Annotated in this window: 19 protein-coding genes; all 19 read right to left on the minus strand. The window is 68.4% G+C overall.

Going from position 1 to position 22029, the window contains the following annotated elements; all coding sequences use genetic code 11:
• Position 1: 1 nt before the first annotated feature.
• Positions 2-841 carry a 50S ribosomal protein L2 gene (gene rplB, locus ABZV06_RS24100; protein WP_355242158.1) on the minus strand — a complete coding sequence of 280 codons (840 nt, stop codon included), beginning with the start codon at positions 839-841 and terminating at the stop codon, positions 2-4.
• Positions 842-853: 12 nt separating this feature from the next.
• Entirely contained in the window at positions 854-1156 is a 303-nt protein-coding gene (rplW, locus tag ABZV06_RS24105; RefSeq protein WP_088998352.1) for a 50S ribosomal protein L23, read from the minus strand.
• On the minus strand, positions 1153-1803 hold the full coding sequence (rplD, locus tag ABZV06_RS24110) for a 50S ribosomal protein L4 (RefSeq protein ID WP_030329890.1): 651 nt from the start codon (positions 1801-1803) through the stop codon (positions 1153-1155). The genes rplW and rplD overlap by 4 nt, the downstream gene beginning before the upstream one ends.
• The gene (gene rplC / locus ABZV06_RS24115) at positions 1800-2465 is read right to left on the minus strand and encodes a 50S ribosomal protein L3 (RefSeq protein WP_355242162.1); all 666 of its coding nucleotides are present in this window, start codon (positions 2463-2465) and stop codon (positions 1800-1802) included. Before rplC ends, rplD begins: the two co-directional genes overlap by 4 nt.
• Positions 2466-2476: 11 nt before the next feature.
• Entirely contained in the window at positions 2477-2785 is a 309-nt protein-coding gene (gene rpsJ, locus ABZV06_RS24120; RefSeq protein ID WP_007073037.1) for a 30S ribosomal protein S10, read from the minus strand.
• Between the two features lie 350 nt (positions 2786-3135).
• On the minus strand, positions 3136-4329 hold the full coding sequence (gene tuf, locus ABZV06_RS24125) for an elongation factor Tu (RefSeq protein ID WP_355242165.1): 1194 nt from the start codon (positions 4327-4329) through the stop codon (positions 3136-3138).
• A gap of 214 nt (positions 4330-4543) precedes the next feature.
• Positions 4544-6640, minus strand: a complete 2097-nt coding sequence (gene fusA / locus ABZV06_RS24130; RefSeq protein WP_355242168.1) for an elongation factor G — start codon at positions 6638-6640, stop codon at positions 4544-4546.
• Positions 6641-6716: 76 nt separating this feature from the next.
• Positions 6717-7187 (minus strand): 30S ribosomal protein S7, encoded by a 471-nt coding sequence (rpsG, locus tag ABZV06_RS24135; RefSeq protein WP_030489583.1) that lies wholly within the window; start codon positions 7185-7187, stop codon positions 6717-6719.
• 1 nt (position 7188) lies between these two features.
• Positions 7189-7563, minus strand: coding sequence for a 30S ribosomal protein S12 (gene rpsL / locus ABZV06_RS24140; RefSeq protein WP_007465318.1), 375 nt, complete (start codon positions 7561-7563; stop codon positions 7189-7191).
• Between the two features lie 510 nt (positions 7564-8073).
• Positions 8074-8454, minus strand: a complete 381-nt coding sequence (locus ABZV06_RS24145; protein WP_355242360.1) for a hypothetical protein — start codon at positions 8452-8454, stop codon at positions 8074-8076.
• 772 nt (positions 8455-9226) lie between these two features.
• Positions 9227-9595, minus strand: a complete 369-nt coding sequence (locus ABZV06_RS24150) for a hypothetical protein (RefSeq protein WP_355242172.1) — start codon at positions 9593-9595, stop codon at positions 9227-9229.
• Between the two features lie 93 nt (positions 9596-9688).
• Positions 9689-13576: a DNA-directed RNA polymerase subunit beta' gene (locus tag ABZV06_RS24155; protein ID WP_355242175.1), complete on the minus strand. Its 3888-nt coding sequence runs from the start codon at positions 13574-13576 to the stop codon at positions 9689-9691.
• Between the two features lie 80 nt (positions 13577-13656).
• Entirely contained in the window at positions 13657-17088 is a 3432-nt protein-coding gene (locus ABZV06_RS24160) for a DNA-directed RNA polymerase subunit beta (RefSeq protein WP_355242178.1), read from the minus strand.
• A gap of 571 nt (positions 17089-17659) precedes the next feature.
• On the minus strand, positions 17660-18046 hold the full coding sequence (gene rplL / locus ABZV06_RS24165; RefSeq protein WP_355624346.1) for a 50S ribosomal protein L7/L12: 387 nt from the start codon (positions 18044-18046) through the stop codon (positions 17660-17662).
• 54 nt (positions 18047-18100) lie between these two features.
• Complete coding sequence (gene rplJ / locus ABZV06_RS24170) at positions 18101-18649, minus strand: 50S ribosomal protein L10 (protein WP_355242184.1); 549 nt, start codon at positions 18647-18649, stop codon at positions 18101-18103.
• A gap of 337 nt (positions 18650-18986) precedes the next feature.
• Positions 18987-19676, minus strand: a complete 690-nt coding sequence (locus ABZV06_RS24175) for a hypothetical protein (RefSeq protein WP_355242188.1) — start codon at positions 19674-19676, stop codon at positions 18987-18989.
• Positions 19673-20512 (minus strand): ABC transporter ATP-binding protein, encoded by an 840-nt coding sequence (locus tag ABZV06_RS24180; protein WP_355624349.1) that lies wholly within the window; start codon positions 20510-20512, stop codon positions 19673-19675. Before ABZV06_RS24180 ends, ABZV06_RS24175 begins: the two co-directional genes overlap by 4 nt.
• Positions 20513-20595: 83 nt before the next feature.
• A complete protein-coding gene (rplA, locus tag ABZV06_RS24185) occupies positions 20596-21312 on the minus strand; it encodes a 50S ribosomal protein L1 (RefSeq protein ID WP_355242194.1) in 717 nt (238 codons plus the stop codon).
• Positions 21313-21391: 79 nt separating this feature from the next.
• Positions 21392-21823 carry a 50S ribosomal protein L11 gene (gene rplK, locus ABZV06_RS24190; protein WP_203174332.1) on the minus strand — a complete coding sequence of 144 codons (432 nt, stop codon included), beginning with the start codon at positions 21821-21823 and terminating at the stop codon, positions 21392-21394.
• Positions 21824-22029 lie beyond the last annotated feature (206 nt).

Genomic DNA, 22029 nt, shown 5'->3' on the forward strand with positions numbered 1-22029 from the left:
CTCAGCCGCGCTTACGCGTGGCGTAGCGGCGGCGGACGATCAGCTTGTCGCTCGCCTGGCCCTTACGGCGGGTGCGGCCCTCGGGCTTACCCTGCGGGTTGACCGGGTGGCGACCACCGGAGGTCTTACCTTCACCACCACCGTGCGGGTGGTCGACCGGGTTCATGGCGACACCACGGACGGTCGGGCGCTTGCCCTTCCACCGCATACGGCCAGCCTTACCCCAGTTGATGTTCGACTGGTCGGCGTTGCCGATCTCGCCGATGCTGGCGCGGCAGCGCACGTCCACACGCCGGATCTCGCCGGACGGCATACGCAGGGTCGCGTACGCGCCCTCACGGCCGAGCAGCTGGATGCCGACGCCGGCCGAGCGGGCCAGCTTGGCCCCGCCACCCGGACGCAGCTCCACGTTGTGGATCGTCGTACCGACCGGGATGTTGCGCAGCGGCAGGTTGTTACCCGGCTTGATGTCGGCGCCCGGACCGGACTCGACGCGGTCGCCCTGCTTTATGTCCTTCGGCGCGAGGATGTACCGCTTCTCGCCGTCGGCGTAGTGCAGCAGCGCGATGCGCGCCGTGCGGTTCGGGTCGTACTCGATGTGAGCGACCTTCGCCGGCACGCCGTCCTTGTCGACCCGCTTGAAGTCGATCAGACGGTACTGGCGCTTGTGACCGCCACCGTGGTGCCGCGTGGTGATCCGGCCGTGGGCGTTACGCCCGCCCTTCTTCGGCAACGGAGCCAGCAGCGACTTCTCCGGCGTGGACCGGGTGATCTCGGCGAAGTCGGCGACACTGGAGCCACGACGGCCCGGCGTCGTCGGCTTGTACTTACGGATAGCCATTGTCTACACCCCTCAGCTGACCGGGCCGCCGAAGGCCTCGATACGGTCACCGTCAGCCAGCTTCACGATCGCCCGCTTGGTCGCCTTGCGCTGACCGAAGCCGGTCTTGGTGCGCTTGCGCTTGCCCTGGCGGTTGAGCGTGTTGACCGTCAGGACGCGGACGTCGAAGATCTGCTGGATAGCGATCTTGATCTCGGTCTTGTTCGCGTCCGGGTGCACCAGGAAGGTGTACCAGTTCCGGTTCAGCTCGCTGTAGCTCTTCTCCGAGACGACCGGCGCGACGATGATGTCGCGCGGGTCGGCGATCGTGCTCACTTGCCACCCTCCTCGGTGGTCTCGGCGGGCACACCCAGGAACTCGTCCAGGGCGTCCTTCGTGAAGACCACGTCGTCGGCCACCAGCACGTCGTACGTGTTCAGCTGGCCGGACTCGATCAGGTGCACCCGCGGCTCGTTGCGCAGCGACACCCAGTTCAGCTCGTCGGTGCTGCTCAGCACGACCAGGACCCGACGGGCCTCGGTGAGCTTGGTCAGCGTGGCCAGGGCGGCCTTGGTCGACGGCTTCTCGCCCGAGACGAACGCCTCGACGACGTGCACCTGGCCGGCGCGGGCCCGGTCGGAGAGGGCACCGCGAAGCGCGGCGGCCTTCATCTTCTTCGGGGTCCGCTGGCTGTAGTCACGCGGCACGGGACCGTGCACCACGCCACCGCCGGCGAACTGCGGCGCGCGGATCGAGCCCTGCCGGGCGCGACCGGTGCCCTTCTGCTTGTACGGCTTCTTGCCGCCACCGGCGACCTCGCCGCGGGTCTTGGCCTTGTGCGTGCCCTGTCGGGCCGCCGCGAGCTGGGCCACCACGACCTGGTGCATCAGCGCGACGTTGGCCTGCACGTCGAAGATGTCCGCCGGCAGCTCCACGGAGCCGCTGGTGGTGCCCTCGACGGTGCGCACGTCAACGGTGGTCACTTGGCCGCACCGCCCTTCTTCACCTTGCTCTTGGCCGCGGTACGGACCAGAACCAGCGCGCCCTTGGGACCAGGAATGGCACCCCGGACGAGCAGCAGGTTGTTCTCGGTGTCGACCGCCTGGACGGTGAGGTTCTGCACGGTGAAGCGCACGCCGCCCATGCGGCCGGCCATCCGGGTGCCCTTGAAGACACGACCCGGGGTGGCGCAGGCGCCGATGGAACCGGGCGAGCGGTGCTTGCGCTCGACACCGTGGCTGGCGCGCAGACCATGGAAGCCGTGCCGCTTCATCGGGCCCGCGTAGCCCTTGCCCTTGGTCTTGCCGGTGACGTCGATCGTGACGCCGATCGGGAACTCCTCGACCGTGACCTCCTGGCCCAGCGAGTATTCCCCGGCGTCCGTGGTGCGCAGCTCGACGATGTGCCGGCGCGGCGCCACGTCCGCCTTCGCGTAGTGCCCGCTGACCGGCTTCTTGACCTTGCGCGGGTCGATCGTGCCGTAGGCGAGCTGGACCGCGGAGTAACCGTCCTTCTCGGCGCTACGAACCTGGCTGATGACGCACGGGCCGGCCTCGACCACGGTCACGGGAACAACCTTGTTGTTGTCCCAGACCTGGGTCATGCCGAGCTTGGCGCCCAGGATCCCCTTGACTTGCCTGTCCATTTGTCCGGTCCCTACAGCTTGATCTCGATGTCGACGCCAGCCGGCAGGTCGAGGCGCATGAGCGAGTCGACCGTCTTCGGGGTCGGGTCGATGATGTCGATCAGCCGCTTGTGCGTGCGCATCTCGAAGTGCTCGCGCGAGTCCTTGTACTTGTGCGGCGAGCGGATAACGCAGAAACGGTTGATCTCCGTGGGCAGCGGCACCGGGCCCGCGACCTGCGCCCCGGTGCGCGTCACCGTCTCGACGATCTTCCTAGCCGAGGAGTCGACGACCTCGTGGTCATAGGCCTTGAGCCGGATGCGGATCTTCTGTCCCGCCATGGTGGCTTCTGTTCCTTCTCTCGATGCCGCTGTGTTGCGGGCGCCTGCACCGGCTGGCACAGGCCCACTTCGCCGACCCCCGCGGTCGGGCGTGTCGCGCCCTCGGGCCAGGCTCCGCCCCGAGCTTCCGGAGTGGTGCTGACCGCGCGGTGGGTCAAGGCGCCGATCGCACTACCGCGACCTGAACGCCGTGCGAGGGTGGTTGGCGACTGGGCCGCCAACCACCCTACGCTCGACTGTCCCGCCACCCGGAGGTTCAGCGCAAGCCGAACACAGGCGACGATCTGTCGTTACGCAACCTGACTAGTATGCCGCACGACCGGCGGCGGGTCTAATCGGGGTTACCCAGGTCACTTCTGGATCTTGGTGACGAACCCGGCGCCGACGGTGCGGCCACCCTCGCGGATCGCGAACTTGAGGTTCTCCTCCATGGCGATGGGCTGGATCAGCTTCACCGACATGGTGGTGTTGTCACCCGGCATGACCATCTCGGTGCCCTCGGGGAGGGTGACGACACCGGTGACGTCCGTGGTCCGGAAGTAGAACTGCGGACGGTAGTTCTGGAAGAACGGGGTGTGGCGGCCACCCTCCTCCTTGGAGAGGATGTAGACCGTCGCCTCGAACTCCGTGTGCGGGGTGTTCGAGCCCGGCTTCACGACGACCATGCCGCGCTCGACCTCGTCGCGCTTGGTGCCACGCAGCAGCAGGCCGACGTTCTCGCCTGCGCGGGCGTCGTCCAGGGTCTTGCGGAACATCTCGATCGCGGTGACCTTGGTCTTGAAGCTCTTCTCCTTGATACCGACGAGCTCAACATCCTCGTTCGGCAGGAGAACGCCGCGCTCCACGCGACCGGTGACGACGGTGCCACGACCGGTGATCGTGAAGACGTCCTCGACCGGCATCAGGAACGGCTTGTCGACCTCGCGCTCCGGCTGCGGGATCGAGGTGTCGACAGCGGTCATCAGGTCCAGCAGCTTGCCGGTCCACTCGGGGTCACCCTCGAGGGCCTTCAGCGCCGAAACCCGGACGACCGGCAGGTCGTCACCCGGGTACTCCTGCGAGGAGAGGAGCTCGCGGACCTCGAGCTCGACGAGCTCCAGGAGCTCCTCGTCGTCGACCATGTCGCTCTTGTTGAGCGCCACGACGATGTACGGCACGCCAACCTGACGCGCGAGCAGCACGTGCTCACGGGTCTGCGGCATCGGGCCGTCGGTCGCCGCGACCACCAGGATCGCGCCGTCCATCTGCGCGGCACCGGTGATCATGTTCTTGATGTAGTCCGCGTGGCCGGGGCAGTCCACGTGCGCGTAGTGCCGCGACTCGGTCTGGTACTCGACGTGCGCGATCGAGATCGTGATACCGCGGGCCTTCTCCTCCGGCGCCTTGTCGATCTCGTCGAACGGCGTGTAGGGGTTCAGGTCGGGGTACTGGTCGTGCAGGACCTTGGTGATGGCCGCCGTCAGCGTCGTCTTACCGTGGTCGATGTGACCAATGGTGCCGATGTTGACGTGCGGCTTAGTCCGCTCGAACTTAGCCTTCGCCACTGGTGTCCTCCTGTGGACTTACTGGTTCATTCGCCCCGGCACGCCAGGTCGGCGCTTAGGACTCTGTCGACAGCCTTTCCGGCCTGACGGCCGGGGGGCTTTTGTGGGTTCTGCGGCGATGAAGCCTACAGGCCCGGTCTCACGCGATCCGATCGTGGTGGCCGCGGGCGGGGAAACCACCCGCGACCGACCACGAATCACCTGCTCGGGGAAGTTACTCGCCCGTCGCCTTTGCGATGATCTCCTTCGCGACGCTCTGCGGAACCTCGGCGTAGGAGTCGAACTGCATGCTGTAGCTAGCCCGGCCCTGGGTCTTCGACCGCAGGTCGCCGACGTAGCCGAACATCTCCGACAACGGCACCAGAGCCCTCACGATGCGGGCGCCGCTGCGCTCCTCCATCGCCTGGATGATGCCGCGGCGGGAGTTGAGGTCGCCGATGACGTCACCCATGTTCTCCTCAGGAGTGGTGACCTCAACGGCCATCATCGGCTCGAGCAACGCGGGGTCGGCCTTGCGGGCCGCGTCCTTCATCACCATCGAGCCGGCGATCTTGAATGCCATTTCCGACGAGTCGACCTCGTGGTACTGACCGTCCAGCAGCGTCAGCTTCACACCGACGAGCGGGAAGCCCGCGAGGATGCCGTACTGCATGGCGTCCTGCGCACCGGCGTCGACCGACGGGATGAACTCCCGCGGGATGCGACCACCGCTGACGGCGTTGGCGAACTCGTAGGTCGGCGAGTCGTTGTCCAGCGGCAGCGGCTCAACGCTCACGATGACGCGGGCGTACTGGCCGGAACCACCGGTCTGCTTCTTGTGGGTGTACTCGACCTTGTCCACCTTGCGGCGGATGGTCTCGCGGTACGCCACCTGCGGCTTGCCGACGTTGGCCTCGACGTTGAACTCGCGGCGCATCCGGTCGACCAGGATGTCCAGGTGCAGCTCACCCATGCCGGAGATGACCGTCTGACCGGTCTCCTCGTCCAGCTGGACGCGGAAGGTCGGGTCCTCCTCGGCCAGGCGCTGGATGGCCGTGCCCAGCTTCTCCTGGTCGGACTTGGTCTTCGGCTCGATCGCCACCGAGATGACCGGCTCCGGGAAGGTCATCGACTCAAGGATGACCGGGTTCGCCGGGTCCGAGAGCGTGTCGCCGGTGGTGGTCTGCTTGAGACCCTGCACGGCGATGATGTCGCCGGCCTGCGCCGACGGACGCTCTTCACGCTTGTTGGCGTGCATCTGGTAGATCTTGCCGATCCGCTCCTTGCGGTCCTTGGTGGAGTTGACCACCTGGGAGCCGGAGTCGAGCGTGCCGGAGTAGACGCGCACGTAGGTGAGCTTGCCGAGGTGCTTGTCCGTCTGGATCTTGAAGGCCAGACCGGAGAAGGGCTCCGAGTTGGACGGCTTGCGCAGCAGCGGGGTCTCACCGTCGGTGGCCGTACCCTCGATCGCCGGGACGTCCAGCGGCGACGGCAGGAAGTCGACCACGGCGTCGAGCATGGGCTGGACGCCCTTGTTCTTGAACGCCGAGCCGCACAGCACCGGGTTGGCCTTGCCGGCGATGGTGGCACGCCGGATGGCGGCCTTGATCTCCTCGACGGAGATTTCCTCGCCCTCCAGGTACTTCTCCATCACCGAGTCGTCGACGTCGGCGAGGGTCTCCATCAGCTTCTCGCGCCACTCGGCCGCGGAGTCGGCCAGGTCGGCCGGGATCTCCTCGATCGCGTAGTCGTCACCCTTCTGGGTCTCCCCGCGCCAGGTGAGGGCGCGCATGCCGATCAGGTCGACGACACCGATGTGGTCGCCCTCGAGCCCGATCGGGATCTGGAGCACCAGCGGGGTGGCGTTCAGCCGGTCGATCATCATCTGCACGCAGCGGAAGAAGTCGGCGCCGGTCCGGTCGAGCTTGTTGACGAAGCACATCCGCGGGACGTTGTACTTGTCGGCCTGCCGCCAGACGTTCTCGGTCTGCGGCTCCACGCCAGCGACACCGTCGTAGACCGCGACCGCACCATCCAGGACCCGCAACGACCGCTCGACCTCGACCGTGAAGTCGACGTGGCCAGGCGTGTCGATGATCTGGATCGTGTGGCCCTTCCACTCACACTTGGTGGCAGCGGAGGTGATGGTGATACCACGCTCCTGCTCCTGCTCCATCCAGTCCATGACGGCGGCGCCCTCGTGGACCTCACCGATCTTGTACGTGATGCCGGTGTAGAACAGGATTCGCTCGGTGGTCGTGGTCTTACCGGCATCGATGTGCGCCATGATGCCGATGTTGCGTACGTTGGCGAGCGCGTCTGCGGCGGCCACTTCAATCCCTACTTATCGTCGTCTCGACTCAACTGGTGGCGGTTCCGGCGCCCGGGGGACGCCGGAACCTCAGGTGTTACCAGCGGTAGTGCGCGAAGGCCTTGTTGGACTCGGCCATCTTGTGCGTGTCCTCGCGCCGCTTGACGGCGGCACCGAGGCCGTTGCTCGCGTCCAGCAGCTCGTTCATCAGCCGCTCGACCATGGTCTTCTCGCGGCGGGCGCGGGAGTAGGTCACCAGCCAGCGCAGGCCCAGGGTGGTCGCCCGGGTGGGACGGACCTCGACCGGAACCTGGTAGGTGGCGCCACCGACTCGACGGCTGCGCACCTCGAGGGTCGGCTTGACGTTGTCCATCGCCCGCTTGAGGGTGACGACCGGGTCGGTGCCGGACTTCTCGCGGCAGCCCTCGAGGGCCGCGTACACGATGGTCTCGGCGAGCTGACGCTTGCCGCGCAGCAGGATCTTGTTCACCAGCTGGGTGACCAGCGGCGAGTTGTACACCGGGTCAGCGACCAGTGGCCGCCGCGGAGCGGGTCCCTTACGCGGCATGTCAGCTCTTCTCCTTCTTCGCGCCGTAACGGCTGCGCGCCTGCTTGCGGTTGCGGACACCCTGGGTGTCCAGCGAGCCGCGGACGATCTTGTAACGCACGCCGGGGAGGTCCTTCACGCGGCCGCCACGCACGAGCACGATCGAGTGCTCCTGCAGGTTGTGGCCGACACCCGGGATGTACGCGGTTACCTCGATCTGGCTGCTGAGCTTGACACGAGCGACCTTGCGCAGCGCCGAGTTCGGCTTCTTCGGGGTGGTGGTGTACACGCGGGTACACACGCCGCGCCGCTGGGGAGACCCCTTGAGCGCAGGGGTCTTGGTCTTGGTCGTCTTGGCCTGACGGCCCTTTCGGACCAGCTGCTGAATGGTGGGCACCGGGTTTCTCCGCTCCCTTCGGCCGCTGTCTGCGGCCGCGCCGTCTGCTCGTTAGCCGGCCTGATGACCGGCTCTCCTACATTCCAGCCAGGGTCACCTTGCGGAGGCCCCGGCACCCGCGGTCGGGCGTGTCGCCCAACTCACGGTTCCGGTACGGACGCTGTCGCGGGCGTACCGGATTTCTGTCACCGGCACGCGGATCGCCCCGCTCCGGATCTTTGGCTTGTCGTGCCGCCGTCCGGACTCCGGAACCAGCGCACGCACGAGTTGCCCGGGCACGCCCGGGCACAAGGGGAAAGAGTACCTACCACAGCCGCCCAGGTCAAAACGGAATGGGTCGGCGAACGTCTCACACTCGCCGGCCGGATCGCGTCCCGCCTCGTCGCCCGCGATGGGCACCTACCGATACAAGTGTACCGGCTTCCCCACCGAAGCACCCGTCGCCCCCGGGCAGGCACCCAGGGCCCCACGCCCCCACCGGCGCCATGGCTGCGGCCCGGTGGCCCGAAGTCACGTCAGGCTGATCAGCAACCCCAGCCCCAGACCCAACAGGCTGAGCAGCGCGCCCGCCGCGCCACAGCTGATGCCGGCCACCGCGAGCCCTCGGCCGGTGAACCGCACCCCCGACGGGGCAGCCGGCCGGCGGATCTGCCGCCGACCGAGCAGGCCGGTGACGATCGCCGCCACCCCCGCCAGCACCCCCAGCACCGTGAAGGCACCGGAGACCCACACACCACCGTCGGCCCCGAAGGCCACACCGATGCAGATCACCAGCAGCGAGACCAGGATCGAGGCGATGCCGGCCACCAGCGACCCGGTAGCCAACCCGGCGGTGACCGGCGGCACGTCCAGGTGCACCACGCCGAACGGGGTGCCGGGCACCGATTCCACCCGCTTCGGCGGCCGCCGCTGATCGTCGGTGGGCGGCGGCACCGGCCGCGCCACGGCCGTACCCCAACCCGGGAACTGCCCCGGCGCCGGCTGCCCCCAGGCGCCGGGCGTGCCCGGCCCGGACGACGGCGGGCCCCAGCCGTGCGGCACGGCAGGCTGCGACGGCGGGTGCCCCCAACCGGCGGGCGCACCGGGCCCCGACCACGGCTGGCCCCAGCCGTGCGGCACGGCCGGTTGCGACGGTGGCTGGGCCCAGCCGTACGGCGGCGGTGTTCCGGGGGCGGGATGGGGCTGCCCGTAACCGGGCGGATAGACCCCGCCCCACTGGGCCGTGGGCGGACCCCACGCCGGCGAGGGCGGCGGACCCCATCCCGAGGGCGGTGCACCCGGGTCGGGGTCGCCCACGCTCGGGGCCGCCTGCCCACCCGCTTCGGGTTGCACCCACGCACTACCGGCCGACGAAGCCGGCGCGGAGGAAGCCGGCGCGGAGGAAGCCGCGTCCGAGATCGGCTCGGAGGACGCCGCGCCTGACACCGGCACGGACGACGGCGCATCCGGAGCCGGCGCAGAGGGAGTCGCGTCCGGAGCCGGCGTGCGGGAAGCCGCGTCCGGAGCCGGCTCGCCAGGATGCCCGGCTGGTTCGTCCGCCGGGGGCCGCGCCGGTTCCGTCACGAAATTCTCCTGTCGAGAGGGCCGCCAGCGCGCGCGGCGGACACCGGCCAGGCTACCGCCGGAGACGGCGCCGTCCGCGCCGGGCGCGGTCGCCGGATGGTCAGTCCATGTTCGCCGGGTAGTCGTGGCCCAACGGCGCGCCGGCCAGCCGGACCACGCCGATCACCACGACGACGACCACGCTGACCGCGACCAGCACGAGACCGGTCCAGGCCAGCCGCTCCCCCCGTCGCAGCCAGACGCTTCCGGTCAGGAAACCCCCCGAGGCGTACGCCTCCCGCCGGGCCTGCCGAGCCAGTTGGAGCGCCACCGTCGCGGGTACCACCCCACCGATGAACAGCCCGGTCAGCATGCCGAGCAGCCCCAGCGCGAAGACCGCCCGCGCCTTGGTGGCACGGGCCGGGTCCGGGTCGAGCGGGTGGCGCAGGCCCGAAGAGGCGACGGACACCTGCCCGGATGCGGTCGTCATGTCTCCATCATGCCCAACCCGGACCGCTGCCAGGGCGGTCCGCACACGACGAGGCCCCCGGCGGCTGCCGGGGGCCTCGTCGGTATCGGTGCTTTAGCGGTACGACCCGAAGTCGAAGTCGTCCAGCGGCACAGCCTGCCCACTGGCCGGCCCGAACCCGTAGTCGGTCTCCGGGTAACCGGTCATCGAGTAGACCTTGGCCTTGGCCTCCTCGGTCGGCTCGACCCGGACGTTGCGGTACTTGCTGATGCCCGTACCGGCCGGGATGAGCTTACCGATGATCACGTTCTCCTTGAGGCCGACCAGCGAGTCGCTGCGCGAGTTGATCGCAGCGTCGGTCAGCACCCGCGTGGTCTCCTGGAAGGAGGCCGCGGAGAGCCAGGAGTCGGTGGCCAACGAGGCCTTGGTGATACCCATCAGCACCGGACGGCCGGCGGCGGGCTCGCCACCCTCCGACACGAGTCGGCGGTTCTCCGACTCGAACAGCGCCCGGTCGACCAGCACGCCCGGCAGGAACTCGGTCGAGCCGGAGTCGATGACCGTCACCCGCTTGAGCATCTGGCGGATGATGATCTCGATGTGCTTGTCGTGGATGAGCACACCCTGCGAGCGGTAGACCTCCTGGACCTCACTGGTCAGGTGGACCTGGACCGCCCGCGGACCCATGATCCGCAGCAGCTCGTGCGGGTCGATGGTGCCCTCGGTCAGCTTCTCGCCGACCGCGACGTGGCCGCCGTCGTGGGTCCGGAGCTTGACGCGCTTGGAGATCTTGTCGTAGACGATCTCTTCGCTGCCGTCGTCCGGCACCACGATGATCTTCCGCGAGCGCTCGCCGTCCTCGATGCGGATCCGACCGGGGGTGTCGGCGATGGGCGCCTTACCCTTCGGGACCCGGGCCTCGAAGATTTCCTGCACACGCGGCAGACCCTGGGTGATGTCCTCACCCGCGACACCACCGGTGTGGAAGGTACGCATCGTCAGCTGCGTACCCGGCTCACCGATGGACTGGGCAGCGATGATGCCGACGGCCTCACCGATGTCGACCGACTTGCCGGTCGGCAGCGAACGGCCGTAGCAGGCCGCGCAGACGCCCAGCTTCGACTCGCAGGTGAGCACGCTGCGCACCCGGACCGTCTCCACACCAGCGGCGACGATCTTGTCGACCCCAATGGAGTTGATGTCCTGGCCGCGCTCGGCCACCACGGTGCCGTCCGGCCCCTTGATGTCGTCGGCCAGGGTCCGGGCGTGCACGCTGGTCTCGGCGTGGGTGTGGACGACGAGCTTGCCGTCGAGCTTCTCGCCGATCTGCATCGGGATTGCCCGGTCGGTGCCGCAGTCCTCCTCGCGGATGATCACGTCCTGGGAGACGTCCACCAGACGACGGGTCAGGTAACCCGAGTCGGCGGTCCGCAACGCGGTGTCGGCGAGACCCTTACGGGCACCGTGCGTGGAGATGAAGTACTCCAGCACGGACAGACCCTCCCGGTAGCTGGCCTTGATCGGCCGCGGGATGATCTCGCCCTTCGGGTTGGCCACCAGACCACGGATCGCCGCGATCTGCCGGAGCTGGAGCAGGTTACCGCGAGCACCCGAGTTGATCATTACCCACAGGGGGTTCTCCTGCGGCAGCGCGGTGTCCATCTCCTTGGCGACCTCGTTGGTCGCCTTGGTCCAGATCTCGATGAGCTCGCCGCGACGCTCCTCGGCGGTCATCAGACCACGCTGGTACTGCTTGTCGATCCGGTCGGCTTCCTTCTCGTACTTCGCCAGGATCTCCGCCTTGCGCGGCGGAGCGATGACGTCCTCCATGCCGATCGTCACGCCGGACCAGGTGGCCCAGTGGAAACCGGCCTCCTTGAGCCCGTCCAGGGTGGCGGCCAGCGCCACCTTGGGGAAGCGCTCGGCGAGGTCGTTGACGATCGCGGAGAGCTGACCCTTGCGGATCTCGTAGTTCACGAAGCGGTAGCCCTGCGGCAGCGTCTCGTTGAACAGCACCCGGCCCAGGGTGGTCTCCACGGTCAGCGGGTCACCCTCGACCCAGCCCTCCGGGGCGGTCCACGCCTCGGCGCCAGAGCCGTTGTCGACGCCGACCACGCCACGCAGGCGGATCTTCACCGGCGCCTGCAGGCCCAGCTCACCGTTGTCGAAGGCCATCTGCGCCTCGGCGTCCGAGCTGAACACCCGGCCCTCGCCCTTCTCACCGGGGGTGAGGTGGGTGAGGTAGTACAGACCGATGACCATGTCCTGGGTGGGCATGGTGACCGGCTTGCCGTCGGCCGGCTTGAGGATGTTGTTCGACGACAGCATCAGGATCCGCGCCTCGGCCTGCGCCTCGGCGGACAGCGGCACGTGCACCGCCATCTGGTCACCGTCGAAGTCGGCGTTGAACGCGGTGCAGACCAGCGGGTGGATCTGGATGGCCTTGCCCTCGACCAGCTGCGGCTCGAAGGCCTGGATGCCCAGGCGGTGCAGGGTCGGCGCCCGGTTGAGCAGCACCGGGTGCTCGCCGATGACCTCTTCCAGCACGTCCCACACGACCGGGCGCTGACGCTCGACCATCCGCTTGGCGGACTTGATGTTCTGCGCGTGGTTGAGGTCCACCAGCCGCTTCATCACGAACGGCTTGAACAGCTCCAGCGCCATCTGCTTGGGCAGACCGCACTGGTGCAGTTTGAGCTTCGGGCCGACCACGATGACCGAACGGCCGGAGTAGTCGACGCGCTTGCCCAGCAGGTTCTGGCGGAACCGGCCCTGCTTGCCCTTGAGCATGTCGGACAGCGACTTGAGCGGACGGTTACCCGGACCGGTGACCGGCCGGCCGCGACGGCCGTTGTCGAACAGCGCGTCGACGGCCTCCTGGAGCATCCGCTTCTCGTTGTTGACGATGATCTCGGGAGCACCGAGGTCGATCAGTCGCTTGAGGCGGTTGTTCCGGTTGATCACGCGGCGGTACAGGTCGTTGAGGTCCGAGGTCGCGAACCGGCCGCCGTCGAGCTGCACCATCGGGCGCAGGTCCGGCGGGATGACCGGAACGCAGTCCAGCACCATGCCGAGTGGCGAGTTGCGGGTGTTCAGGAACGCCGCGACGACCTTGAGCCGCTTGAGCGCCCGGATCTTCCGCTGGCCCTTACCGGACCGGATGGTCTCGCGCAGGCTCTCGGCCTCCGCGTCGAGGTCCATGTTCTGGACCAGCGCCTTGATGGCCTCGGCACCCATCGAGCCGGTGAAGTATTCAGCGAACCGGTCGCGCAGCTCGCGGTAGAGCAGCTCGTCGGTGACCAGCTGCTTCGGCTCCAGCTTGCGGAAGGTGTCCAGCACCTCGTCCAGGCGGTCGATCTCGCGCTGGGCCCGGTCGCGGATCTGGCGCATCTCGCGCTCTCCGCCCTCCTTGACCTTGCGCCGGACGTCCGCCTTGGCACCCTCGGCCTCCAGCTCGGCCAGGTCGGCCTCGAGCTTGGCGGCCCGCTTCTCGATCTCCGAGTCGCGGCTGTTCTCGGACTGCCGCTTCTCGGCGAGGATCTCGTTCTCGATCGTCGAGAGGTCGCGGTGACGCGACTCGGCGTCCACGCTCGTCACGACGTACGAGGCGAAGTAGATGATCTTCTCGAGGTCCTTGGGGGCGAGGTCCAGCAGGTAGCCCAGCCGGCTCGGAACGCCCTTGAAGTACCAGATGTGGGTCACCGGAGCGGCGAGCTCGATGTGCCCCATCCGCTCACGACGGACCTTGGAGCGGGTCACCTCGACGCCGCAGCGCTCGCAGATGATGCCCTTGAACCGGACGCGCTTGTACTTACCGCAGTAGCACTCCCAGTCCCGCTGCGGACCGAAGATCTTCTCGCAGAAGAGTCCGTCCTTCTCCGGCTTCAGGGTGCGGTAGTTGATCGTCTCAGGCTTCTTGACCTCGCCATGCGACCACTGACGGATGTCGTCGGCCGTGGCGAGACCAATGCGCAGCTCGTCGAAGAAGTTGACGTCGAGCACTATGTCCCCTATGTCGTCGTCTTTACAGCTAGATCACGGGCGAGGGTTGGGGGCCCCGGAGGACCCCCAACCCGCACCACTTACACCTCTTCGACCGAGCTCGGCTCGCGCCGGGACAGGTCGATGCCCAGCTCCTCCGCGGCCCGGAACACCTCGTCGTCGGTCTCGCGCATCTCCAGGGCCACACCGTCGCTGGAGAGCACCTCAACGTTGAGGCACAGCGACTGCAGCTCCTTGAGCAGCACCTTGAACGACTCCGGGATGCCCGGCTCCGGGATGTTCTCGCCCTTGACGATGGCCTCGTAGACCTTCACCCGGCCGAGCACGTCGTCGGACTTGATCGTGAGCAGCTCCTGCAGGGCGTAGGCAGCGCCGTACGCCTGCATCGCCCAGCACTCCATCTCACCGAAACGCTGACCACCGAACTGCGCCTTACCACCCAGCGGCTGCTGCGTGATCATCGAGTACGGGCCGGTCGACCGAGCGTGGATCTTGTCGTCGACCAGGTGGTTGAGCTTCAGGATGTAGACGTAACCGACCGCGATCGGGTCCGGCAGAGGCTCACCGGAACGACCGTCGAACAGCTGCGCCTTACCGGTACGACCGATCAGCTGCTTGCCGTCCCGGTTGGGCAGGGTCGACTCGAGCAGACCGGAGATCTCCTCCTCGCGGGCACCGTCGAAGACCGGGGTGGCCACGTTGGTGTCACCCTCGGACTCGTGCGCGTCGATCGAGCGGAGCTGGCGCTTCCACTCGGCGTCGTCACCCTCGACCTTCCAACCGGTCTTGGCGACCCAACCGAGGTGGGTCTCCAAAACCTGGCCGATGTTCATCCGGCTCGGCACACCGAGCGGGTTGAGCACGATGTCGACCGGAGTGCCGTCCTCGAGGAACGGCATGTCCTCGACCGGCAGGATCTTGGAGATGACGCCCTTGTTGCCGTGCCGGCCGGCGAGCTTGTCGCCGTCCTGGATCTTGCGCTTCTGGGCGACGTAGACCCGGACCAGCTCGTTGACACCCGGCGGCAACTCGTCGCCGTCCTCGCGGGAGAACGTGCGCACACCGATGACCGTGCCGGTCTCGCCGTGCGGCACCTTCAGCGAGGTGTCCCGAACCTCACGCGCCTTCTCACCGAAGATCGCGCGGAGCAGCCGCTCCTCCGGGGTCAGCTCGGTCTCACCCTTGGGCGTGACCTTGCCGACCAGGATGTCGCCGGGGACGACCTCGGCGCCGATCCGGATGATGCCGCGCTCGTCGAGGTCGGCGAGCATTTCCTCGCTGACGTTCGGGATGTCGCGGGTGATCTCCTCCGGACCGAGCTTGGTGTCCCGGGCGTCGACCTCGTGCTCCTCGATGTGGATCGAGGTGAGCACGTCCTGCTGCACGAGGCGCTGCGACAGGATGATCGCGTCCTCGTAGTTGTGACCCTCCCAGCACATGAACGCCACCAGCAGGTTGCGTCCGAGTGCCATCTCGCCCTCGTCGGTGCACGGACCGTCGGCGATGACCTGACCGGCCTCGACGCGGTCGCCCTCGAAGACGACCGGCTTCTGGTTGACGCAGGAGCCGGCGTTGGAGCGGCGGAACTTGTGCAGCAGGTACGTCCGGCGGTGGCCGTCATCCTGGTGGATGGTGACGTAGTCGGCGCAGAGATCCTCGATCACACCGCCGACCTCGGCGACCACCACGTCGCCAGCGTCGACCGCGGCCCGGTACTCCATGCCCGTACCCACGAGCGGCGCCTCGGCCTTGACCAGCGGCACCGCCTGGCGCTGCATGTTCGCGCCCATCAGTGCCCGGTTGGCGTCGTCGTGCTCGAGGAACGGGATCATGGCGGTCGCGACCGAGGTCATCTGCCGGGGCGAGACGTCCATGTAGTCGACGGCACCGGGGACGACGTCCTCGGTCTCGCCGCCCTTACGACGGCAGAGCACCCGCTCCTCGGCGAACGTGCCGTCCGCCTTCAGGCGCGCGTTGGCCTGGGCCTTGACGAACCGGTCCTCCTCGTCCGCGGTCAGGTAGTCGATCTGGTCGGTGACCCGACCCTCGACGACCTTCCGGTACGGCGTCTCGATGAAGCCGAACGGGTTGACCCGGGCGAAGGTGGACAGCGCGCCGATCAGGCCGATGTTCGGGCCTTCCGGCGTCTCGATCGGGCACATCCGGCCGTAGTGGGACGGGTGCACGTCGCGGACCTCGAAGCCGGCCCGCTCCCGGGACAGACCACCCGGGCCGAGCGCGCTCAGCCGACGCCGGTGGGTCAGGCCCGCCAGCGGGTTGGTCTGGTCCATGAACTGGGACAGCTGGGACGTACCGAAGAACTCCTTGATCGCCGCCACCACCGGGCGGATGTTGATCAGGGTCTGCGGCGTGATCGCCTCGACGTCCTGCGTGGTCATCCGCTCGCGGACGACACGCTCCATCCGGGAGAGGCCGACCCGAACCTGGTTCTGGATCAGCTCGCCCACGGTACGAAGGCGCCGGTTGCCGAAGTGGTCGATGTCGTCGGCCTCGTAGCTGTCCTCACCGGCGTGCAGCCGGCACAGGTACTCCACGGTGGCGACGATGTCGTCCTCGGTCAGCGTGCCGGTGGTGATCGGCACGTTGACTTCGAGCTTCTTGTTGAACTTGTAGCGCCCGACCTTGGCGACGTCGTACCTCTTCGGGTTGAAGAAGAGGTTGTCGAGCAGGGTCTGGGCGTTCTCGCGCGTCGGCGGCTCGCCAGGGCGCAGCTTGCGGTAGATGTCTAGCAGGGCCTCGTCGGCGCCGGCGATGTGGTCCTTCTCGAGCGTGGTCATCATCAGCTCGGACCAGCCGAACTTCTCACGGATCCGCTCGGCCGACCATCCGATGGCCTTGAGCAGGACCGTGACGGCCTGCCGGCGCTTACGGTCGATACGTACGCCGACCGTGTCGCGCTTGTCGATGTCGAACTCCAGCCAGGCACCCCGACTCGGGATGACCTTGACGCTGGAGAGGTCGCGGTCGGAGGTCTTGTCCGGCTGCTTGTCGAAGTACACGCCCGGAGACCGGACGAGCTGGCTGACCACGACGCGCTCGGTGCCGTTGATGACGAAGGTGCCCTTGGGCGTCATCATCGGGAAGTCACCCATGAACACCGTCTGGCTCTTGATCTCGCCAGTGGTGTTGTTGGTGAACTCCGCGGTCACGAAGAGCGGAGCGCAGTAGGTCAGGTCCTTCTCCTTGCACTCCTCGATCGAGGCCTTGACCTCGTCGAAGCGCGGCGCCGAGAAGGAGAGTGACATGGTGCCGGAGAAGTCCTCAATGGGACTGATCTCTTCAAGGATCTCCGCGAGACCCGAGCGTGCGTGCGGGTCGTCCGCCGACCGGCCCTGCCAAGCCTCGTTGCCGACGAGCCAGTCGAAGGACTCGTTCTGGATGGCAAGGAGGTTGGGGACCTCGAGGTGTTCGGTGATCCTGCCGAATGAAACTCGGCGGGGAGCGAATGCGCTCGACGTACGACTGGTCTTCGCAGGGCGGGAAGCTGCCAAGATGCGTCCTTCCGAGGACCGGTGCTGCAGAACGGCTGGTACGCGTGCACTCCAATGACCCCACCAGAATTATCCGTAAACGGACATTTCCGAGCAGGGGTCAAGTCGGAAGGCAGCGCAAACTAGCAGTGTAGCCGAGAGGCTAACCGCTGTCCAGCCCACCCCGCAGGTCGTTCGCGGAACGCGCCTCGGCCCCCGTGAACCGGGGTCTGCCGGGCCGCTCAGAACGCAACTCCCCACTGGGCCGCTCGGGTGACCGCGACCGATGGTGCCGTCGCTGCCATTACCCACATCGTGGCCGTCGCAAGCGCGGTGTCTTGCTGGTGTCAGCGTGCCTGGCAGGCCGGTGCCACGTCAAGGGCCGGTATCCGGGTCGTCGGTTCTTTCCCACCTGAGGGCGATCCGGACGCTCGTCCTCCTGGCCCGTCGACGACCATCGGTGCCCAGCTCAGGACGGTTGTCGCCGGATCCACGAAACACGGCGGGCGGTGACCCGTGTCGGATCACCGCCCGCCGCGACGCGATCGTGCCCCAGCTCACCGAGCCGGGTACGCGCCTGTGGAACGTCAGGTCACTTGAGGGTGACCTTGGCGCCCTCACCCTCGAGCTTGGTCTTCGCCTTCTCGGCGGTCTCCTTGTTGACCTTCTCCAGGATGGCCTTCGGCGCGGACTCGACCGCGTCCTTGGCCTCCTTGAGGCCCAGGCCGGTCAGCTCACGCACGACCTTGATGACCTGGATCTTCTTGCCGCCGTCAGCCTCGAGGATGACGTCGAACTCGTCCTTCTCCTCCTCGACCGGAGCCGCGGTGGCACCGCCGCCGCCACCCTGGGCGACCGCGACCGGAGCCGCAGCGGTGACCTCGAAGGTGTCCTCGAACTGCTTCACGAACTCGGAGAGCTCGATCAGCGTCATCTCCTTGAACGCGTCGAGCAGCTCGTCAGTGCTGAGCTTCGCCATGTCTGGCGTCCTTTCCTGAATCTGTTAAGTAAGAACGTGTGCGCCGGGAGGGCCTCAGGCCGCCTCGGCGCCCTCCTGCTCGCGCTTCTTGTCCGCCAGGGCGGCCGCCGCACGGGCGGCCTTGGCGAGCGGGGCCTGGAACAGGGCCGCGGCCTTGCTCAGGTTGCCCTTCATCGCGCCGGCCAGCTTGGCCAGCAGCACCTCGCGGGACTCCAGGTCGGCAAGCTTCGTGACCTCGGCCGCGGAAATGGCCTTGCCCTCGAAGACACCGCCCTTGATGACGAGCTTCGGGTTGGCCTTCGCGAAATCACGAAGCCCCTTCGCCGCCTCGACGACGTCGCCCGAAACGAAAGTCAGCGCGGTAGGACCGGTGAACAGCTCGTCGAGGCCGGTGATGCCCGCGTCCGTCGCGGCACGCTTCGCCAGCGTGTTCTTCGCGACCGTGTAGCTGGTCTCGGCACCGAGCGAGCGCCGCAGCTGGGTGAGCTGGGAAACCGTCAGACCGCGGTACTCGGTCAGCACGGTGGCGCCCGCGCTGCGGAAGCTCTCGGTCAGCTCAGCGACGGCCGTGGCCTTGTCGGCTCGGATCGGCTTGTCCGCCATGTCCCTCCTCTCTCGTTACTCGAGGCTGGTCCCCGACCGGCCGAAGCCGAAGCGGGGGCGGAGGCAGCACGACAACGAAAAGCCCCGGCGCAGGGCGCACGGGGCGAGGGCCGGCGGATCGTCATGGTCGGCGGACCATGCTCACTGCCGAGTTACGCTTGCCGCCCTACGCGGGTCGCCCGATGTCGCGGGACCTTCGACCGTGCCAAAACACGGTGACCAGCGGTCTCTGGGTGGTTCTCCATCCGCAACAACACGGATGACACCTGAAGACTACGCGCCGGCACCACCAGCGCCAAATCGCCCCCGGTGAGCCGGGTCACGTCACCGGTGCCGCTCAACCCTGGGCCCGGCGCCGCCACAGGTAGGCGACGGTGACCGCCGTGCTCCACGCCAACGCCCAGACCGTGAGCCCGAGCAGGGTCAGCGCGGCGGCGTCGCCCGCGGTCGTCCGTGCGGTCGCCATGATCGGCGGTACCAGCCAGGGCGCGACCGAGCCGCGCAGGCCGAGCGCCACCGCGCCGACACCGCCGAGCGCCAGCACCGCGACGCCGTACGCGGCACCGCCCACCGACGCCCGGCTGGCCAGCGCGCCGAGAGCGACAGCGGCGGGTACGGCGAGCAGGTGCGCCCACAACCCCAGCGCGACGCCGACCAGCACCGACCGGTCCCCCGGCTCGACCGGGCCGGTGACCCCGCCCACCAGCCACGGAAAGGCCAGCGCGACGGCCACCGCGACCAGCGCCGCCACACCGGCCGCCAGGAGGCCGGACAGCCGCTCCCGGGCCACCCCGACGGTCACCTGGGCGAGCCGGCGCTGTACGTCCGGCTCGATGTCCAACAGGATCTTGGTCTGCCACGCGAGCACCGGGAAGAGCACCACGGCAGAGACGCCGTACGCCTCCGCCGGCTGGGACCGGCCGCCGCCGTAGAGCGTGCCGAGTACGACCAGGCCCGCGAGCAGGGGTGCCAACGCTCGCCCGGTACGCAGGAAGCCGGCCAGGCGCATCCGCACCAGGGCGCTCACCGGCCCTCCCCCGTGGTCGGCTCGACCACCGCGTCGGCCGCTCCCGGTCGCGCCGTCGACGTCGACGGGGTGGGTCGTTGCGCCTGGGGTGCTGCGGTGGAGGCGTCGGCGCGTACCCGAAGAATCTGATGCCCCTCGGCCCGCAGGCGGGCGACGGTGCCGGCGACCCGCGCGGCCGGCACTGCGACCTCGACCACCGCGATGGCCTCCTCGTCGGTCGGCGCGGTCTCCTCGGTCAGCGACCCCGCGGCCACCGACCAACGGCGCGCGGCCGGCAGCCGCACCGTCTCGCCCCGGTGGTCGCTGACCAGGACCGTGCCACCGTCGGCGAGCACCTCGTCGATCAGTTCGGGGACCAGCTCGCGGGTCGCGGCGTCCAGGCCCTCCCACGGCTCGTCGAGCACCAGCAGGCCCGGTGCCCGCAGCATGGCCTGGGCGAGGCCCACCTTCTGCGCGGTGCCCTTGGACAGCTCGGCAAGCCGCACCGAACTGAACGCGCCCAGCCCGAGCCGCTGCGTCCAGGTCGTCACCGCCGCGTCGGCGGCCGACGGCCCGAGCCCGGCCGCGCGGGCCATGCCGGTCAGATAGCGGGACACGGTGAAGGGCTGGTCGGCCGGGAAGCGCTCCGGCACCCAGCCCACCCGGACCGGCCGGTCGGCTACCCGGCCCCGGCCCGGCCGCAGCACCCCGGCGGCCACCTGGAGCAGGGTCGACTTGCCCGCGCCGTTGCGGCCGAGGACGACCGCGACCTCACCCGGGCCGATCCGCACGTCCACGCCCCGCAGCACCCACGGACCGCGCCGGTGGTACCGCAACCAGACGTTCTCCAGCCGCATGCGGTCGAGCTTGCCACACCCCGGACGCGCCGGGGCGCCGCCACAATCGTGGCGGCGCCCCGGTACGAGCGAGCTGTCGACTCTCAGGCGTCGGCCGAGTCCTCGCGGATGTTCTTCACCAGGTTCGGGTCGATCGGAACGCCCGGACCCATCGTGGTGGTGAGGATGACCTTGCGCAGGTACTTGCCCTTGGACGCGGACGGCTTGGCCCGCAGGACCTCGTCGAGCACCGCAGCGTAGTTGTCCACCAGCTGGGTCTCCGAGAAGGAGGCCTTGCCGATGATCAGGTGCAGGTTGGAGTGCTTGTCCACCCGGAAGGTGATCTTGCCGCCCTTGATGTCCTGCACCGCCTTGGTGACGTCCATGGTCACCGTGCCGGTCTTCGGGTTCGGCATGAGACCGCGCGGGCCCAGGATCCGCGCGATCCGGCCGATCTTGGCCATCTGGTCCGGCGTGGCGATCGCCGCGTCGAAGTCGAGCCAACCACCCTGGATGCGGGCGACCAGCTCGTCGGTGCCCACCTCGTCCGCACCCGCCGCGGCGGCCTCTTCGGCCTTCGCGCCGCTGGCGAAGACGATCACGCGGGCGGTCTTACCGGTGCCGTGCGGCAGGTTGACCACGCCGCGGACCATCTGGTCCGCCTTGCGGGGGTCGACGCCGAGGCGCATGGCGACCTCGACCGTGGCGTCGAACTTGACGTTGGTGGTCTCCTTGGCCAGCTTCACGGCCTCGGCGGGGGTGTAGAGCTTCGACCGGTCGATGACGTCGGCGGCCTTGCGGTAGCTCTTGCTGCGCTGCATTGCTGATTACTCCTGTGGTCTCTGGCGGGCCGCTCGGCGCGTGCCCTCCCACGATCGGTCCGTTGGCGGAAAGCCGACGTCAGTCGTTGACGGTGATGCCCATCGACCGGGCGGTGCCCGCGATGATCTTCTCGGCCTGGTCCAGGTCGTTGGCGTTGAGGTCGGCCATCTTCTTCTCGGCGATCTCACGCAGCTGGGCACGGCTGACCGAGCCGACCTTCTCCGCCTGCGGGACGCCGGAGCCCTTCTGCACACCGGCGGCCTTGATCAGCAGCCGGGCGGCGGGCGGGGTCTTCAGCACGAAGGTGAAGGACCGGTCCTCGTACACGCTGATCTCGGCGGGGACGATGTCGCCCCGCTGGGACTCGGTCTGCGCGTTGTAGGACTTGCAGAACTCCATGATGTTCACGCCGTGCTGGCCGAGCGCGGGGCCGACCGGCGGCGCCGGCGTGGCCTGGCCCGCCGGCAGCTGAAGCGTGAACGTCTTGACGAGCTTCTTCTTCGGAGGCATGTCACTTCCTGGGGCTTGGAGCAGGGAAAATGCGGCCGTCGCCGCTCTCGGGTCGCGCACGGTCAGCGCGGTGCGACAGGGGCGACGTTCAAGAGTAGCGCAGACCGCAGTATGAGCACGTGCAGGCGGGTGTCCCACTGCTCCCCGGGTCGCAACCGCACCGCGAACCGCAGGCCGCGCGCGTCGATGGTGGCGGACTCGCTCGT

It is taken from the genome of Micromonospora sp. NPDC005172 (assembly GCF_040608555.1).
Lineage (GTDB): Bacteria > Actinomycetota > Actinomycetes > Mycobacteriales > Micromonosporaceae > Micromonospora.

Coding starts and splice junctions, on each gene's coding strand:
- rplB (WP_355242158.1), bottom strand. CDS start 841: ATGGCTATCCGTAAGTACAAGCCGACGACGCCGGGCCGTCGTGGCTCC.
- rplC (WP_355242162.1), bottom strand. CDS start 2,465: ATGGACAGGCAAGTCAAGGGGATCCTGGGCGCCAAGCTCGGCATGACC.
- rpsJ (WP_007073037.1), bottom strand. CDS start 2,785: ATGGCGGGACAGAAGATCCGCATCCGGCTCAAGGCCTATGACCACGAG.
- rpsG (WP_030489583.1), bottom strand. CDS start 7,187: ATGCCGCGTAAGGGACCCGCTCCGCGGCGGCCACTGGTCGCTGACCCG.
- ABZV06_RS24150 (WP_355242172.1), bottom strand. CDS start 9,595: ATGACGACCGCATCCGGGCAGGTGTCCGTCGCCTCTTCGGGCCTGCGC.
- rplL (WP_355624346.1), bottom strand. CDS start 18,046: ATGGCGAAGCTCAGCACTGACGAGCTGCTCGACGCGTTCAAGGAGATG.
- rplJ (WP_355242184.1), bottom strand. CDS start 18,649: ATGGCGGACAAGCCGATCCGAGCCGACAAGGCCACGGCCGTCGCTGAG.
- ABZV06_RS24180 (WP_355624349.1), bottom strand. CDS start 20,512: ATGCGGCTGGAGAACGTCTGGTTGCGGTACCACCGGCGCGGTCCGTGG.
- rplA (WP_355242194.1), bottom strand. CDS start 21,312: ATGCAGCGCAGCAAGAGCTACCGCAAGGCCGCCGACGTCATCGACCGG.
- rplK (WP_203174332.1), bottom strand. CDS start 21,823: ATGCCTCCGAAGAAGAAGCTCGTCAAGACGTTCACGCTTCAGCTGCCG.